13 protein-coding genes are annotated in these 14,057 nt (G+C 71.6%); 9 read left to right on the top strand and 4 right to left on the bottom strand.

The genetic code is table 11. The features are described from left to right. The first annotated feature begins 76 nt into the window (after positions 1-76). Positions 77-1,828: an acetyl/propionyl/methylcrotonyl-CoA carboxylase subunit alpha gene (locus tag JQX11_RS25405; RefSeq protein ID WP_204927462.1), complete on the top strand. Its 1,752-nt coding sequence runs from the start codon at positions 77-79 to the stop codon at positions 1,826-1,828. A gap of 80 nt (positions 1,829-1,908) precedes the next feature. Then, the gene (locus JQX11_RS25400; RefSeq protein ID WP_204927461.1) at positions 1,909-3,348 is read left to right on the top strand and encodes a GuaB1 family IMP dehydrogenase-related protein; all 1,440 of its coding nucleotides are present in this window, start codon (positions 1,909-1,911) and stop codon (positions 3,346-3,348) included. 277 nt (positions 3,349-3,625) lie between these two features. Here the strand turns inward: JQX11_RS25400 and JQX11_RS25395 are convergent, their stop codons facing one another. Then, complete coding sequence (locus JQX11_RS25395) at positions 3,626-4,195, bottom strand: TetR/AcrR family transcriptional regulator (RefSeq protein ID WP_204927460.1); 570 nt, start codon at positions 4,193-4,195, stop codon at positions 3,626-3,628. 85 nt (positions 4,196-4,280) lie between these two features. Here JQX11_RS25395 and JQX11_RS25390 point away from each other — a divergent pair, with 85 nt between their 5' ends. The 4 genes from JQX11_RS25390 to JQX11_RS25375 are packed head-to-tail and all read left to right on the top strand — an operon-like array spanning position 4,281 to position 9,040. Then, positions 4,281-4,727, top strand: coding sequence for a DoxX family protein (locus tag JQX11_RS25390; RefSeq protein WP_204927459.1), 447 nt, complete (start codon positions 4,281-4,283; stop codon positions 4,725-4,727). A 25-nt stretch (positions 4,728-4,752) separates the two neighbouring features. Further along, positions 4,753-5,283, top strand: a complete 531-nt coding sequence (locus JQX11_RS25385; protein ID WP_204927458.1) for a MarR family winged helix-turn-helix transcriptional regulator — start codon at positions 4,753-4,755, stop codon at positions 5,281-5,283. Then, positions 5,277-7,010: an ABC transporter ATP-binding protein gene (locus JQX11_RS25380; RefSeq protein ID WP_204927457.1), complete on the top strand. Its 1,734-nt coding sequence runs from the start codon at positions 5,277-5,279 to the stop codon at positions 7,008-7,010. Before JQX11_RS25385 ends, JQX11_RS25380 begins: the two co-directional genes overlap by 7 nt. After that, on the top strand, positions 7,007-9,040 hold the full coding sequence (locus tag JQX11_RS25375) for an ABC transporter ATP-binding protein (RefSeq protein ID WP_204927456.1): 2,034 nt from the start codon (positions 7,007-7,009) through the stop codon (positions 9,038-9,040). Before JQX11_RS25380 ends, JQX11_RS25375 begins: the two co-directional genes overlap by 4 nt. A 52-nt stretch (positions 9,041-9,092) precedes the next feature. Here the strand turns inward: JQX11_RS25375 and thrS are convergent, their stop codons facing one another. Together thrS and JQX11_RS25365 are read right to left on the bottom strand one after the other, a co-directional pair. Further along, positions 9,093-10,307 (bottom strand): threonine--tRNA ligase, encoded by a 1,215-nt coding sequence (gene thrS, locus JQX11_RS25370; protein WP_204927455.1) that lies wholly within the window; start codon positions 10,305-10,307, stop codon positions 9,093-9,095. A 194-nt stretch (positions 10,308-10,501) separates the two neighbouring features. Beyond that, the gene (locus JQX11_RS25365; protein WP_088643942.1) at positions 10,502-10,780 is read right to left on the bottom strand and encodes an excalibur calcium-binding domain-containing protein; all 279 of its coding nucleotides are present in this window, start codon (positions 10,778-10,780) and stop codon (positions 10,502-10,504) included. A gap of 477 nt (positions 10,781-11,257) precedes the next feature. On the opposite strand from JQX11_RS25365, the gene JQX11_RS25360 reads away from it, so the two are divergent. Then, complete coding sequence (locus JQX11_RS25360; protein WP_204927454.1) at positions 11,258-11,626, top strand: type II toxin-antitoxin system RelE/ParE family toxin; 369 nt, start codon at positions 11,258-11,260, stop codon at positions 11,624-11,626. Continuing rightward, complete coding sequence (locus JQX11_RS25355) at positions 11,623-11,955, top strand: helix-turn-helix domain-containing protein (RefSeq protein ID WP_088643940.1); 333 nt, start codon at positions 11,623-11,625, stop codon at positions 11,953-11,955. Before JQX11_RS25360 ends, JQX11_RS25355 begins: the two co-directional genes overlap by 4 nt. A gap of 69 nt (positions 11,956-12,024) precedes the next feature. Here the strand turns inward: JQX11_RS25355 and JQX11_RS25350 are convergent, their stop codons facing one another. Continuing rightward, positions 12,025-13,428: an NAD(P)H-quinone dehydrogenase gene (locus JQX11_RS25350; protein WP_204927453.1), complete on the bottom strand. Its 1,404-nt coding sequence runs from the start codon at positions 13,426-13,428 to the stop codon at positions 12,025-12,027. Positions 13,429-13,534: 106 nt separating this feature from the next. Here JQX11_RS25350 and JQX11_RS25345 point away from each other — a divergent pair, with 106 nt between their 5' ends. Beyond that, positions 13,535-13,990, top strand: coding sequence for a gamma-glutamylcyclotransferase (locus JQX11_RS25345; protein ID WP_067304651.1), 456 nt, complete (start codon positions 13,535-13,537; stop codon positions 13,988-13,990). Positions 13,991-14,057: the final 67 nt, after the last annotated feature.

Here is a 14,057-nt window from a genome sequence, read left to right as displayed (position 1 = left end):
CCACACTGAGTGATCGTTAGGGGGCCTCCGGGCTGCCGATACACTCCCGAGGCAACGACCCCGGGAGGAGCACCAGGTGCGCAAGGTACTCATCGCGAACCGTGGCGAGATCGCCGTCCGTGTCATCCGGGCCTGTCGCGACGCCGGCCTGGGCAGCGTCGCCGTCTACGCCGACTCCGACCGGGACGCCCTGCACGCCACCCTCGCCGACGAGGCGTACGCCCTCGGTGGTGACACCGCCGCCGACAGCTACCTGCGCATCGACAAGCTGATCGAGGTGGCCCGGCGGGCCGGCGCGGACGCCGTACACCCGGGGTACGGCTTCCTCTCCGAGAACGCCGACTTCGCCCAGGCCGTGCTGGACGCGGGCCTGATCTGGATCGGACCGACCCCGCAGGCGATCCGCGACCTCGGTGACAAGGTCACCGCCCGGCACATCGCCCAGCGCGCCGGCGCGCCCCTGGTCCCCGGCACCGCCGATCCGGTCGCCGACGCCGACGAGGTGACCGTCTTCGCCGTCGAACACGGCCTGCCGGTCGCCATCAAGGCCGCCTTCGGCGGGGGCGGGCGGGGCCTCAAGGTGGCCCGCACCCTGGAGGAGATCCCGCACCTGTTCGAGTCGGCCACCCGGGAGGCGGTCGCCGCGTTCGGTCGCGGCGAGTGCTTCGTCGAGCGCTACCTCGACCAGCCCCGGCACGTCGAGGCGCAGGTCCTGGCCGACCGGCACGGCAACGTGGTCGTCGTCGGCACCCGGGACTGCTCCCTGCAACGACGGCACCAGAAGCTGGTCGAGGAGGCCCCCGCGCCGTTCCTCACCGACGCGCAGCGCCGCCAGATCCACGACAGCGCCAAGGCGATCTGCCGGGAGGCCGGCTACCACGGCGCGGGCACGGTGGAGTACCTGGTCGGCGCGGACGGCACCATCTCCTTCCTGGAGGTCAACACCCGGCTCCAGGTGGAGCACCCGGTCACCGAGGAGACCGCCGGCGTCGACCTGGTCCGCGAACAGTTCCGGATCGCCGACGGCGAGAAGCTGCGGCTCACCGCGGACCCGACCCCGCGCGGGCACGCCATCGAGTTCCGGATCAACGGCGAGGACCCGGGCCGCAACTTCCTGCCCGCCCCCGGCACCATCACCGCGCTGCGCCTGCCCACCGGTCCCGGCGTCCGGGTCGACACCGGGGTGGGTGCGGGCGACGTGATCGGCGGCAACTTCGACTCGCTGCTGGCCAAGGTGATCGTCACCGGCGAGACCCGCGCCGAGGCGATCGAACGGGCCCGCCGGGTGCTCGACGAGATGGTCGTCGAGGGGATGGCCACCGCGCTGCCGTTCCACCGCCTCGTCGTCCGTGACCCGGCGTTCACCAGCGAGCCGTTCACCGTGCACACCCGGTGGATCGAGACCGAGTTCGACAACACCATCCCGGCGTTCACCCCGACCGCCGGCCCCGCCGAGGCGGCGGCGGCACGCGAGACCGTCGTGGTCGAGGTGGGTGGCAAGCGGCTGGAGGTCACCCTCCCCGCCGGCCTCACCGGGGGTACGACCACCGCCGCCCCCGCCGCCCGCAGGCCGGCCCGCCGGGGTGGTGGCACCGGCACGGGTACGGCGGTCAGCGGCGACGCCCTCACCTCCCCCATGCAGGGCACCATCGTCAAGATCGCCGTCGCGGACGGGGACACCGTCGCCGAGGGGGACCTGGTCGTCGTCCTGGAGGCGATGAAGATGGAACAGCCGTTGCACGCGCACAAGGCGGGCACGGTCGCCGGGCTCGCCGCCGAGGTCGGTGCGGTGCTCAGCGCCGGCGCGGCGATCTGCACCATCTCCTGAGCCGTACGACCCCCGCATGGGCAGGGTGGTGTGAGCCACCGACGGCGGCGGGACGGGCCGGAAGCGGGAATGATGGCGGGGTGAGGTTCCTTCATGGCGCGGTGCCCGCGCACGACCTGACCTACAACGACGTCTTCATGGCCCCGGCCCGGTCCGAGGTCGGTTCGCGGCTCGACGTCGACCTGTCCACCGGTGACGGCACCGGCACCACCATCCCGCTGGTGGTGGCGAACATGACGGCGGTGGCCGGCCGGCGGATGGCCGAGACGGTGGCCCGGCGCGGCGCGATCGCGGTCATCCCGCAGGACATCCCGATCGAGGTGGTCGCCACCGTGGTCGAGTGGGTCAAGCAGCGGCACCTGGTGCACGACACCCCGATCACGCTCGGCCCGACCGACACCGTCGGCGACGCCATCCACCTGCTGCCCAAGAAGTCGCACGGCGCGGTGGTGGTGGTCGACGAGGCCGGCCGGCCGGTGGGGGTGGTCACCGAGGCGGACACCCACGAGGTGGACCGGTTCGCCCAACTCCAGCACGTGATGTCGACCGAGCTGCACACGGTGCCGGCCGACGCGGACCCGCGTACCGGATTCGAGCGGCTCAACGCGGGACGGCGGCGACTGGCCCCGGTGGTCGACGACGACGGCCGCCTGGTCGGGGTGCTCACCCGGCAGGGTGCGCTACGCGCCACCCTCTACAAGCCGGCCGTCGACGACCGGGGGCGGCTGCGGATCGCGGCGGCGGTCGGCATCAACGGTGACGTCACCGGCAAGGCCGAGGCGCTGCTCGCGGCGGGGGTCGACACCCTGGTGGTGGACACCGCGCACGGGCACCAGGAACGGATGATGTCCGCGTTGCGGGCGGTCCGCAAGCTCGACCCCCCGGTCCCGGTGGCGGCCGGCAACGTGGTCACCGCCGAGGGGGTACGCGACCTGGTCGAGGCGGGCGCGGACATCATCAAGGTCGGGGTGGGGCCGGGCGCGATGTGCACCACCCGGATGATGACCGGGGTCGGCCGGCCCCAGTTCTCCGCCGTGCTGGACTGCGCGGCGGCGGCCCGCGCCCTGGGCCGGCACGTCTGGGCCGACGGCGGGGTACGCCACCCCCGGGACGTGGCGCTGGCGCTGGCCGCCGGGGCCTCCAACGTGATGGTGGGCTCCTGGTTCGCCGGCACCTACGAGTCGCCGGGTGACCTCTACACCGAGCCGGACGGCCGACGCTACAAGGAGAGCTTCGGGATGGCCTCGTCCCGTGCGGTCAGCGCCCGGACCGCCGAGGACAGCGCCTTCGACCGGGCCCGCAAGGCGATCTTCGAGGAGGGCATCTCCACCGCCCGGATGTACCTGGACCCGGCCCGCCCCGGCGTCGAGGACCTGATCGACGAGATCGTCTCCGGGGTACGCAGCGCCTGCACCTACGCCGGCGCCCGCACCCTGGACGAGTTCCACGAGCGCGCCCTGGTCGGCGTCCAGAGTCACGCCGGCTACACCGAAGGCATGCCCCTCCCCACCAGCTGGTAACTCCCCCTGCCCCCTCTCCTGCCCCCTGTCTGGCCCCCGTCCCGGTCTCTGCCTCGCCCCGGTCTGACCCTGGTGATCAAGAGGTTTGCGTCACCCACACCCCGCCGGTTGACTCATTCCTCTTGATCACCGCACCGGCCGCCCCGCCGGCCCCGGTGATCAAGAGGTCTGCGTCAACTCGGAGCGGTGATCTGACGCGAATCTCTTGATCACCGGGGCGAGGGAGGCGGGGCGTGGGGGGCGGGGCGTGAGGCGAGACGCGGGGCTCGGGAGGGGGTCAGGGTGGGGGGAAGAGGCGGCGGATGACGGTGCGGGCGGCGGTGCGGGGGTCGGCCTCGACGTCGGGGGGTAGTGCGCCGGAGAGCCACAGGGTGGCGAAGCCGTGCACGATCGACCAGGCGGCCAGCGCGTCCGTGCGCGCCTCGCCCGGCTCGGCCCGGTCCGGCGGCAGGGTCGCCACGCCGGTGTGCAGCGCCGCGCCGGACCGTTCCCGGGCGGCCCGGACCTCGGGGGCGTCGGCCCGGTAGAGGTCGGGTCGGAACATCACCTCGAAGTGCGCCCGGTGACGGACGGCGAAGTCCACGTACGCCACGCCCACGTCGAGCAGGTCGTCGCCGGCTGCGGTCAGGGCGGCGGCGAGCAGGTCGAACCCCTCGACGGCGAGAGCGGTGAGCAGTCCCGCCTTGTCGCCGAAGTGGTGGGTCGGGGCGGCGTGGGAGACGCCGGTGCGACGGGCGAGGTCGCGCAGGCTCAGGGCCGCCGGCCCGGCTTCCTCGATCGCCGTCACCGCCGCCTGGAGCAGGACGCGGCGCAGGTCGCCGTGGTGGTAGGGCCGGGTGACGGTCACGACACCAGGATAACTTTGCATTGACAAGAAGACCATCGGCGATCAAATCTTGTCAGTATAAAGATTTGCCACCGAGGAGGCATCCATGGTTCCGTTCATCGCCCTGCTCGTCGGGGCCGCCGTCGCGCGCCTGGCCGGACTGGCCGGCGTGGACGCGCTCGACGGCTGGCACCCCGCCCTCCGTTTCGGGCTGGCACTGCTGTTCGTCATGACCGGTTTCGCCCACTTCATGGCACCCCGTCGGGAGGATCTGATCGCCATGGTCCCGCCCCGACTGCCCCGACCCGCCATGCTGGTCACCGTCACCGGGGTGCTGGAACTGGCCGGCGCGGTCGGGTTGCTGATCCCGGCCACCGCCCGTCCGAGCGCCGCCGGGTTGGCACTGCTGATGGTCGCGATGTTCCCGGCGAACGTCTCGGCGGCCCGGCGACGCCTGACGCTGGCGGGCCGCCCGGTCACCCCGCTGGGCACACGTACGGCGATGCAGATCCTGTACGTCGGCACCGCTCTGACCATTCTGTTTGGCCCCTGACGGTTCGGGGGCTAACATACTCACCGTGCAGAGGGAACCACTCATCGTCTTCCCCGCCGTGCTCCATGACGTCCCGCTCGGGCGACTACTGTCGGTCGCCGGCCACCTCGTCGACCAGCACTGGGGGCGTTACCTGGCCGAACACCACGGCCTCACCCCGGCCGGGATGCGGGTGCTGTTCACCCTGAACCACCTCGACGACGCCACCCACCGGGACGTCGCCGACCGCTGCTTCGTCCGGCCCGCCACCCTCACCGGGATCGTCGACACCCTCGAACGGGACGGCTTCGTCGAGCGTCGCCGCGACGAGGCCGACCGGCGCAGCGTACGACTGGCGCTGACCGACAAGGGGCGGGAACACATCCGCTCCCTGGTCGACCGGATGCGCACCGACACCCCGCTCACCTCCGTCGACGCCGACCCGGCCCGACGCGAGGTGATCCGGGATTTCCTGATCGAGGTCATCACGACCATGTCCGACGGGGAGGACAAGAGGTTGTCAACACAGCACCAGGACACGACCGACCACCCGAGGCCCGGGAGCCATCCGTGCTGATCAGTCTGTTACGCCGCTACCTGCGGCCCTACCACCGGCCACTGGGCGCGGTGGTGCTGCTCCAGTTCGTCGGCACGATGGCCTCGCTCTACCTGCCGAGCCTCAACGCCGACATCATCGACCTGGGGGTGGCCCGGGGCGACACCGACTACATCATCCGTACCGGCGGTTGGATGCTGCTGGTCAGCCTGGTCCAGATCGCCTGCGCGGTGACGGCTGTCTACTTCGGCGCGCAAACCGCGATGGCCTTCGGCCGGGACGTCCGGGCGGCGATCTTCGGGCAGGTCAACCGGTTCTCCGCCCGCGAGGTGGCCCGCTTCGGCGCGCCCTCGCTGATCACCCGCAACACCAACGACGTGCAGCAGGTGCAGATGCTCGTGCTGATGAGCTGCACCATGCTGGTCGCCGCGCCGATCATGAGCGTCGGCGGGGTGGTGATGGCGCTGCGGGAGGACATCGGCCTGTCCTGGCTGATGCTGGTCAGCGTGCCGGTGCTCGCCGTCGCGCTCGGCCTGGTCATCCGCCAGATGGTGCCCGGTTTCCGGCTCATGCAGACCCGCATCGACACGGTCAACCGGGTGCTCCGCGAGCAGATCACCGGCATCCGGGTGGTCCGGGCGTTCGTCCGGGAGCCGTACGAGACGCAGCGGTTCGGGGTGGCCAACGCCGACCTGACCGCCACCGCCCTGCGGGTCGGCCGGCTGATGGCGCTGATCTTCCCGGTGGTGATGCTGGTGCTCAACGTCTCCAGCGTCGCCGTGCTGTGGTTCGGCGCCCAGCGGGTCGACTCCGGGCAGATCCAGATCGGCGCGCTGACCGCCTTCCTGGCGTACCTGATGCAGATCCTGATGGCCGTCATGATGGCCACCTTCATGCTGATGATGGTGCCGCGCGCGGCGGTCTGCGCCGAACGCGTCACCGAGGTGCTGGACACCGAGTCCACTGTGGTGCCACCGGCCGACCCGGTCACCCGGGTCGACGGGCACGGTGAGTTGGAGCTGCGCGGCGTGGCCTTCCAGTACCCGGGGGCCAGCGCGCCGGTGCTGCACGACATCTCGTTCCGGGCCACCCCGGGGCGGACCACCGCCGTGATCGGGTCGACAGGCGCCGGCAAGACCACCCTGCTGACCCTGATCCCCCGGCTGGTCGACCCGACCGCCGGCACCGTGCTGGTCGACGGGGTCGATGTCCGCGAGCTGGCCCCGGAGGAGCTGTGGCGGCGGATCGGCCTGGTGCCGCAGAAGCCGTACCTGTTCACCGGCACGGTGGCGAGCAACCTGCGCTACGGCAATCCCGACGCCACCGACGAGGACCTGTGGACGGCGTTGGAGATCGCCCAGGCCCGCGACTTCGTGGCCCAGATGCCCGGTGGCCTCGACGCGGCGATCGCGCAGGGCGGCACGAACGTCTCCGGCGGGCAGCGGCAACGCCTCGCCATCGCGCGGGCACTCGTCCGTAAGCCGGAGATCTACCTGTTCGACGACTCGTTCTCGGCTCTCGACCTGGGCACCGACGCCCGGTTGCGGGCCGCGCTGCGCCCGGTCACCGCCGACGCGGCAGTGGTGATCGTGGCCCAACGGGTCTCCACGATCATCGACGCCGACCAGATCATCGTGTTGGAGGACGGAGGCGTGGTCGGGATGGGCCGACACGACGAGCTGCTCGACACCTGCCCGACGTACGCCGAGATCGTGGCGTCGCAGCAGACTGCGGGGGTGCCGGCATGACCGCCGTACCCGAGCAGAAGAAGGCCCCGGAGGAGACCACGCCGAAGCGGCTGCCGGCGGCCGGCCGGCGCGGCGGCGGGCCGCCGTGGATGAGCGCCGGCATGCCGGCGGAGAAGTCGATGAACTTCGGGCCGTCGGCCCGCCGGCTGCTCGGCCGGCTGCGACCGCACCGGGTGACGCTGACCGGCATCATCGCCCTGGCGGTGACCAGCGTCGGGTTCAGCGTGATCGGGCCGAAGATCCTCGGCCACGCCACCGACATCATCTTCGCCGGGGTGATCGGCCGGCAGCTTCCCCCCGGCACCACCGTCGACCAGGCGGTGTCCGGGATGCGGGCCGCCGGCAACGACAACCTCGCCGACATGGTCGCCCGGATGGACGTGGTCCCCGGGGCGGGGATCGACTTCGACGCCCTCGGCCGGACGCTGCTGTTCGCCCTCGGCCTCTACGTGGCCGCCAGCCTGCTGATGTGGTGGCAGGGCTGGCTGCTCAACGGGGTGGTCCAGGCCACCGTGCTGCGGCTGCGCGCCGAGGTGGAGGAGAAACTCAACCGGCTGCCGCTGCCCTACTTCGACAGGCAGCCACGCGGCGAGCTGCTCAGCCGGGTCACCAACGACATCGACAACATCTCGCAGACCCTGTCGCAGACGCTGAGCCAACTGCTCACCTCGCTGCTGACCGTGGTCGGCGTGCTGGCGATGATGTTCTGGATCTCGCCGCTGCTGGCGCTGGTCGCGCTGGTCGCGGTGCCGCTGTCGGTGATCGTGACGCAGCAGATCGCCAAGCGGTCGCAGCAGAAGTTCATCGCCCAGTGGACCCACACCGGCGAGCTGAACGGCCAGATCGAGGAGGCGTTCACCGGCCACGAGCTGGTCAAGGTCTTCGGTCGCTCGCCGGAGGTGGAGGCCAGCTTCCACGCCAAGAACGAGGAGCTGTTCCGGGCCAGCTTCGGCGCCCAGTTCATCTCCGGGATCATCATGCCGGCGATGATGTTCGTCGGGAACCTCAGTTACGTGGCGATCGCCGTGGTCGGTGGGCTGCGGGTGGCGTCGGGGGCGATGAGCCTCGGCGACGTGCAGGCGTTCATCCAGTACTCGCGGCAGTTCACCCAGCCGCTGACCCAGGTCGCCTCGATGGCGAACCTGCTCCAGTCCGGGGTGGCCTCCGCCGAGCGGGTCTTCGCCGTGCTCGACGCCGACGAGCAGAGCCCCGACCCGGCCACCCCGGCCCGGGTCGTCGAACCGCACGGCCGGGTCGAGTTCGAGAACATCTCCTTCCGGTACGACCCGCAGACCCCGCTGATCGACGACCTGTCCCTGGTCGCCGAGCCCGGTCACACCGTGGCCATCGTCGGCCCGACCGGCGCCGGCAAGACCACCCTGGTCAACCTGGTGATGCGCTTCTACGAGCTGGACTCCGGGCGGATCACCCTCGACGGGGTGGACATCACCACGCTGCGCCGCGACGACCTGCGCGGCCGGATCGGCATGGTGCTCCAGGACACCTGGCTCTTCGGCGGCACCATCCGGGACAACATCGCCTACGGCCGGCCGGACGCCACCGAGGAGGAGATCCTCGCCGCCGCGCGGGCCACCTTCGTGGACCGGTTCGTCCGTAGCCTCCCCGACGGGTACGACACCGTCATCGACGAGGAGGGCAGCAACGTCAGCGCCGGTGAGAAACAGCTCATCACCATCGCGCGGGCGTTCCTGGCGGAGCCGTCGCTGCTGATCCTGGACGAGGCGACCAGCTCGGTGGACACCCGCACCGAGGTGCTGCTGCAACGGGCGATGGCGGCACTGCGGTCCGACCGGACCAGTTTCGTCATCGCGCACCGGCTGTCCACCATCCGCGACGCCCACCTGATCCTGATGATGGAGAACGGGCGGATCGTCGAGCAGGGCACCCACCAGCAACTGCTCGCCGCGCGGGGGGCGTACCACCGGCTCTACCAGGCGCAGTTCGCCGCAGCGGTGGTCGAGGACGAGGCCGCACCGGCAGCGGCGGCACCGGCACCGGCCCGGGGCTGAGTGACGGACCGGTGCGGGGGCCGGGGGGCGTCGTCCCCCGGCCCCCGCACCGTCAGCCGGCGGGGAGCAGTTGCGCCGAGCGGGCCGCCACCACCGCGTCGATCAGCCGCACCGCGTCCGCCGCAGGCATCGGGTCGAGGCTGCGGCCGTCGCGCAGCCGCAGGGCCACCGCGTCGTCGGCGGCCTCCCGGGCACCGACCACCCCGACGTACGGCACCCGGCGGCGGGCCGCGTCGCGGACCCGGGCACCCAGCGAGCCGCCCGCGTCCACCTCGACCCGCAGCCCGGCGTCGACCGCCTGCCGGGCCACCCGGTCCACCGCGTCGGCCTGCCCGGCGTCGACCGGCAGGAGCAGCAGCTGCACCGGGGCGTACCAGGGCGGGAAGGCGCCCTCGTGCGCCTCGATCAGGTAGGCGAACAGCCGCTCCATGCTCCCGACCAGGCTTCGGTGCACCAGCACCGGCCGTTGCCGGGCACCCGCCGCATCGGTGTACGACAGGTCGAACTTCTCCGGCTTGTCGAAGTCGATCTGCACGGTGGAGATGGTCGACTCCCGGCCGGCCGCGTCGACCACCTGGATGTCGATCTTCGGGCCGTAGAAGGCGGCCTCACCGGGCGACTCCACGTGGTCCACCCCGTCGAGGGCGGCCCGCAGCAGCTCCTCGGCGCGTGCCCAGGACGCGTCGTCGCCGACGTACCTCGCGCCCGGCCCGCGCAGCGACAACCGGAACCCGGCCGGGCGGACGCCGAGCGCCGCGTGCGCCTGGTGGATCAGCCGCAGGATCTCCCGCACCTCGTCGCCGACCTGCTCCAGGGTGCAGAAGTTGTGCGCGTCGTTGAGCGAGATCGCCCGCACCCGGGCCAGCCCGCCGAGCACCCCGGACCGTTCCGCCCGGTACATCCCGCCCAGCTCGCCGACGCGCAGCGGCAACTCCCGGTAGGAGCGGCCCCGGGCCCGGTAGACCAGCGCGTGGTGCGGGCAGAGCGCCGGCCGGAGCAGCAACTCGTCGTCGCCCATCCGCATCGGTGGGAACATCTCGTCGGCGAAGTGGCCGAGGTGCCCGGAGAGCGCGAACAACTCGCGCCTGCCCAGCGGCGGGGAGTACACGTGCTGGTAGCCGGCCCGGCGTTCCAGCTCGCGGACGTACTCCTCGACGGCGTGCCGGGCCGCCGCGCCGGCCGGCAGCCAGATCGGCAGCCCGGCGCCCGCCAGCGGGTCGGAGACGAACAGGTCCAGTTCGCGGCCGAGCCTACGGTGGTCGATCATGTCGCGCTCCTTGATCGGGTACGACCCGGAGGCGACCGTGCCCGCAACGCCACGAGGCCCCGGGCGGATCGCCCGGGGCCTCGTCGACGGAAGACGTCAGTGCGGCACGCCGGGATCTCCCGGCGTCGTGGTCACCACAGCACTGCGCATGCCGTCACCGTACGACCTGCGCGACGCCCGGCGCGACCGCATTTTCAGCGCTTCTCGCAGGCGACCTTGTCCTTGTCCCGGTCCAGGTGGGTGTTCTTGGCATAGACCGAGTCGGACACGGTGAAGTTCGTGACGGGCTTGGTGCTGCCCCGGACCTTGTCCTTCGCGCCCTTCCTGCCCACCCCGTGCTTGTACTTCTTGTTCAGCGCGGTGCAGTTCTTGTACCTCGTCGCCCCCGCCTCGGCCGGGCCGGTCACGACGACGAGGGTGCTGCCGAGCGCCAGGGTCACGACGAGCGCACCCCGCACCAGCGTGGAAAGCATCTGCGAGCCTCCGGAAGAATGTCGGTTGGGCCCGGGACGCTATCCGAGCGGCAGCCGTGGGCGGAGCCTGCTGTCCGCGTGCCGACAACCGCTGTGCCCGAACGGCGATCATCCCTCCGCCGAATTCGGCGCGGATGCGCCGCACCGGCAGTGACACGCGTACCCGTCGTGGTGGCGGTGCCGGAAAGGGGAGGGTCGCCGGCACGGGACCTGCCGGCGACCCTCGACGGCCCGCTCGTCAGGAACGGGGGACCTGACGGTGTGGGGACCGCGTACTCAACGGTACGCCGACGCCCTCCGCTTCGCCGACCCCCTCCCGACGGCCGCGCCGGGCGGCAGCCGCCGTGCGGCGGGCGGCACACCACCCTGGTGTGCGCAGCCACGCGGTCACCGACGGTGGCCGTGGCCAGCGCGACCGGCCCGGTCTCCGGTGCGGGAAACCTCGGCAAGCCCATAAGGATCGCTTATATTTGGCAGGTGTGGGACGTCAGGCTGCATCCCGAGGTGGAGGCGTGGTTCCTCGACCTGTGCCGCGTCGATCCGGCCAGCGCGGATCTGGTGGGTGAGGCCATCGACCTGCTCGCCGAGCACGGCCCGGCGCTGGGACGTCCACTGGTGGACCGGCTCAAGGGCAGCTCGTTCCATCACATGAAAGAGCTGCGACCAGGGTCGAGTGGCACCACGGAGATCAGGATGATCTTCGCCTTCGATCCGCTACGTGAGGCGGTCTTCCTGGTCGCCGGCGACAAGTCGGGTCAGTGGCAGAGCTGGTACCGGAAGGCCGTGCCGCTCGCCGACATAAGGTTCGAGGAACACCTGATCGCACTTAAGGAAGCGCAACGATGAGCAACGGTTCCGATTGGCGTGAGGTCAGGGCCAAGGCGCGTGAGATCGACCCATCCTGGGACGACCCCGAGCGGGTCACCCGTCGTGGTCGGTTCCGGGAAAGGATGCTCGCCTCCGTCAGCGGCGCGCAACTGGCCGACATCCGCCGGCAGCTCGGCATGACCCAACAACAGCTCGCCGAGGCCGCCGGCCTGTCCCAGGCCCGAATCAGCCAGATCGAGAACGGCGAGCACACCAGCCTGGAATCGCTCCGCGCCTATGTCACCGGCCTCGGCGGCCAGGTGGACGTGGTCGCCCGCATCGGAAACATCCGGCTCAACGTGGCCTGACCACACGCCGTCCCGGCCCGGGTCGGATATCGGCCGGAGCACGACCGACGCCCGACCCGGGTCAGGGGGTCATTCGAGTTCATGGAGCATGAGCTGACGGGCGGCCTCGGTGATCGAACCGGACAGGCTCGGGTAGATCGTGATGGTCTGGGCCAGCTCGTTGACGGTGAGGTTGTTCTCGATCGCCATGGTGATCGGCAGGATCAGCTCACTGGCCTTGGGAGCCACCACCACGCCGCCGACCACCTGGCCGGTGGACGGGCGGCAGAACAGCTTGACGAAGCCGTCCGCCAGGTCGTCCATCTTCGCGCGGGCGTTACCGGTCAGCGGCAACATCACCTGGCGGGCCAGGGTCCGGCCGGCGTCCGCCTCGTCCTGGGAGACGCCGACGGTGGCCAGTTCCGGGTCGGTGAAGACGTTCGCGGCGACGGTACGCAGCCGCAACGGCCGGACCGCCTCACCGAGGGCGTGCCACATCGCGATCCGACCCTGCATCGCGGCGACGCTGGCCAGCGGCAGGACCCCGGTGCAGTCGCCGGCGGCGTAGATGCCGGGGACGTTGGTACGCGACACCCGGTCGACGGTGACGTAGCCGCCCTTGGCCAGCTCGACGCCGTACTCGGCGAGGCCGAGGTCGGCGGTGTTCGGGATCGAGCCGACGGCGATCAGGGCGTGCGAACCGGTCACCACCCGGCCGTCGGAGAGGACCACCTCGACGCCGTCGCCGACGCGTCGGACCGCGTCCGCCCGGGAGTTGTTGAGGATGGTCATGCCCCGGCTGCGGAAGACGTGCTCGATGGCCATCGCCGCGTCGGCGTCCTCGTGCGGCATCACCCGGTCCCGGCTGGACACCAGGGTCACCTCGACCCCCATCGCCAGGTAGGCGCTGGCGAACTCGGCCCCGGTGACGCCGGAACCCACCACGATCAGGTGGGCGGGCAGCTCGGGCAGGTCGTACACCTGCCGCCAGGTGAGGATGCGCTCCCCGTCGGGCAGCGCGGTGGGGAGCTGACGCGGGGTGGCGCCGGTGGCGACCAGCACGGTGGAGGCGTCGATCGCGTACTCCGCGCCGCCGTCGGCGGGGGTGACGACGACCCGGTGGGTGTGACCGAGAGTGTCCTCACCCATCCGGGCGGTGCCCGCGACGAAGGTCACGCCCGCCTTGATCAGCTTGGCGTGGATGTCGGCGGACTGGGCCAGGGCGAGCCGCTTCACCCGCGCGTGCACGGCCGGCGCGTCGACCGTGACCGCCTCCAGGCCGTCGGAGTGGATGCCGAACTCGTCGGTGTCCCGGTAGCCGGTCACCACCTCCGAGCTGGCGATGAAGGTCTTCGAGGGGACGCAGTCGGAGAGCACGCACGCCCCTCCCGCGCCCTCGGCCTCCACCACGGTGACGTCGGCGTCCAGCTGGGCGGCGACCAGGGCCGCCTCGTAGCCGGCCGGCCCCCCGCCGATGATCACGATGTGGCTCACAGCCCTCGCCCTTCCTCGGTGCTCACAGTGACTTTCTTCTCCCGAACCCGTCCGACACGCACTGTCGTATTCTCCCCCACCCGTTCGCCGGGCTATCGTCATCGCCGTGCGTCACTACGCGGCCTACGGCTCAAACCTGGACCCCGCCCGGATGCGGGCCTACTGCCCGCATTCGCCCATGGTGGGCGTCGGCTGGCTGGAGGGGTGGCGGCTGACCTTCGCCGGTGAGGACGTGATCGGCTGGGAGGGTTCCGTCAGCACCGTGGTCGAGTCCCCGGGTGACCGGGTCTTCGTGGCGCTGTACGACATCGACCCGTACGACGCCGCCCAGCTCGACGAGCTGGAGGGCGTCACCGCCGGCACGTACCGCAAACTCACCGTGCGGGTCTCGACGCTGGACGGGGACGTGACCGCCTGGGTGTACGTCTTCGACGGCTACGAGGGCGGCCTGCCGACCGCCTGGTACCTGTCGGAGATCGCCAACGCCGCCGAGAAGGCGGGCGCGCCCGACGACTACGTCTCCGAGCTGCGGTCCCGCCCCACCGGCACCGCCTCGGCGTAACGCGTATCGCACCCGTCCAGTGTGCTCCCGGCGGCGGGGCCACCCGACGGCGACCCCGCCGGGCGTC

The sequence above is a fragment of the Micromonospora humida genome (genome assembly GCF_016901255.1).
Lineage (GTDB): Bacteria > Actinomycetota > Actinomycetes > Mycobacteriales > Micromonosporaceae > Micromonospora > Micromonospora wenchangensis.
This window is presented reverse-complemented; position numbering and strand designations above follow the sequence as displayed.

Excerpts from the sequence above, each read along its gene's own strand:
- JQX11_RS25365 (WP_088643942.1), bottom strand. The coding sequence starts at position 10,780 with ATGCTTTCCACGCTGGTGCGGGGTGCGCTCGTCGTGACCCTGGCGCTC.
- JQX11_RS25355 (WP_088643940.1), top strand. The coding sequence starts at position 11,623 with ATGAGCAACGGTTCCGATTGGCGTGAGGTCAGGGCCAAGGCGCGTGAG.
- JQX11_RS25375 (WP_204927456.1), top strand. The coding sequence starts at position 7,007 with ATGACCGCCGTACCCGAGCAGAAGAAGGCCCCGGAGGAGACCACGCCG.
- JQX11_RS25390 (WP_204927459.1), top strand. The coding sequence starts at position 4,281 with ATGGTTCCGTTCATCGCCCTGCTCGTCGGGGCCGCCGTCGCGCGCCTG.
- thrS (WP_204927455.1), bottom strand. The coding sequence starts at position 10,307 with ATGATCGACCACCGTAGGCTCGGCCGCGAACTGGACCTGTTCGTCTCC.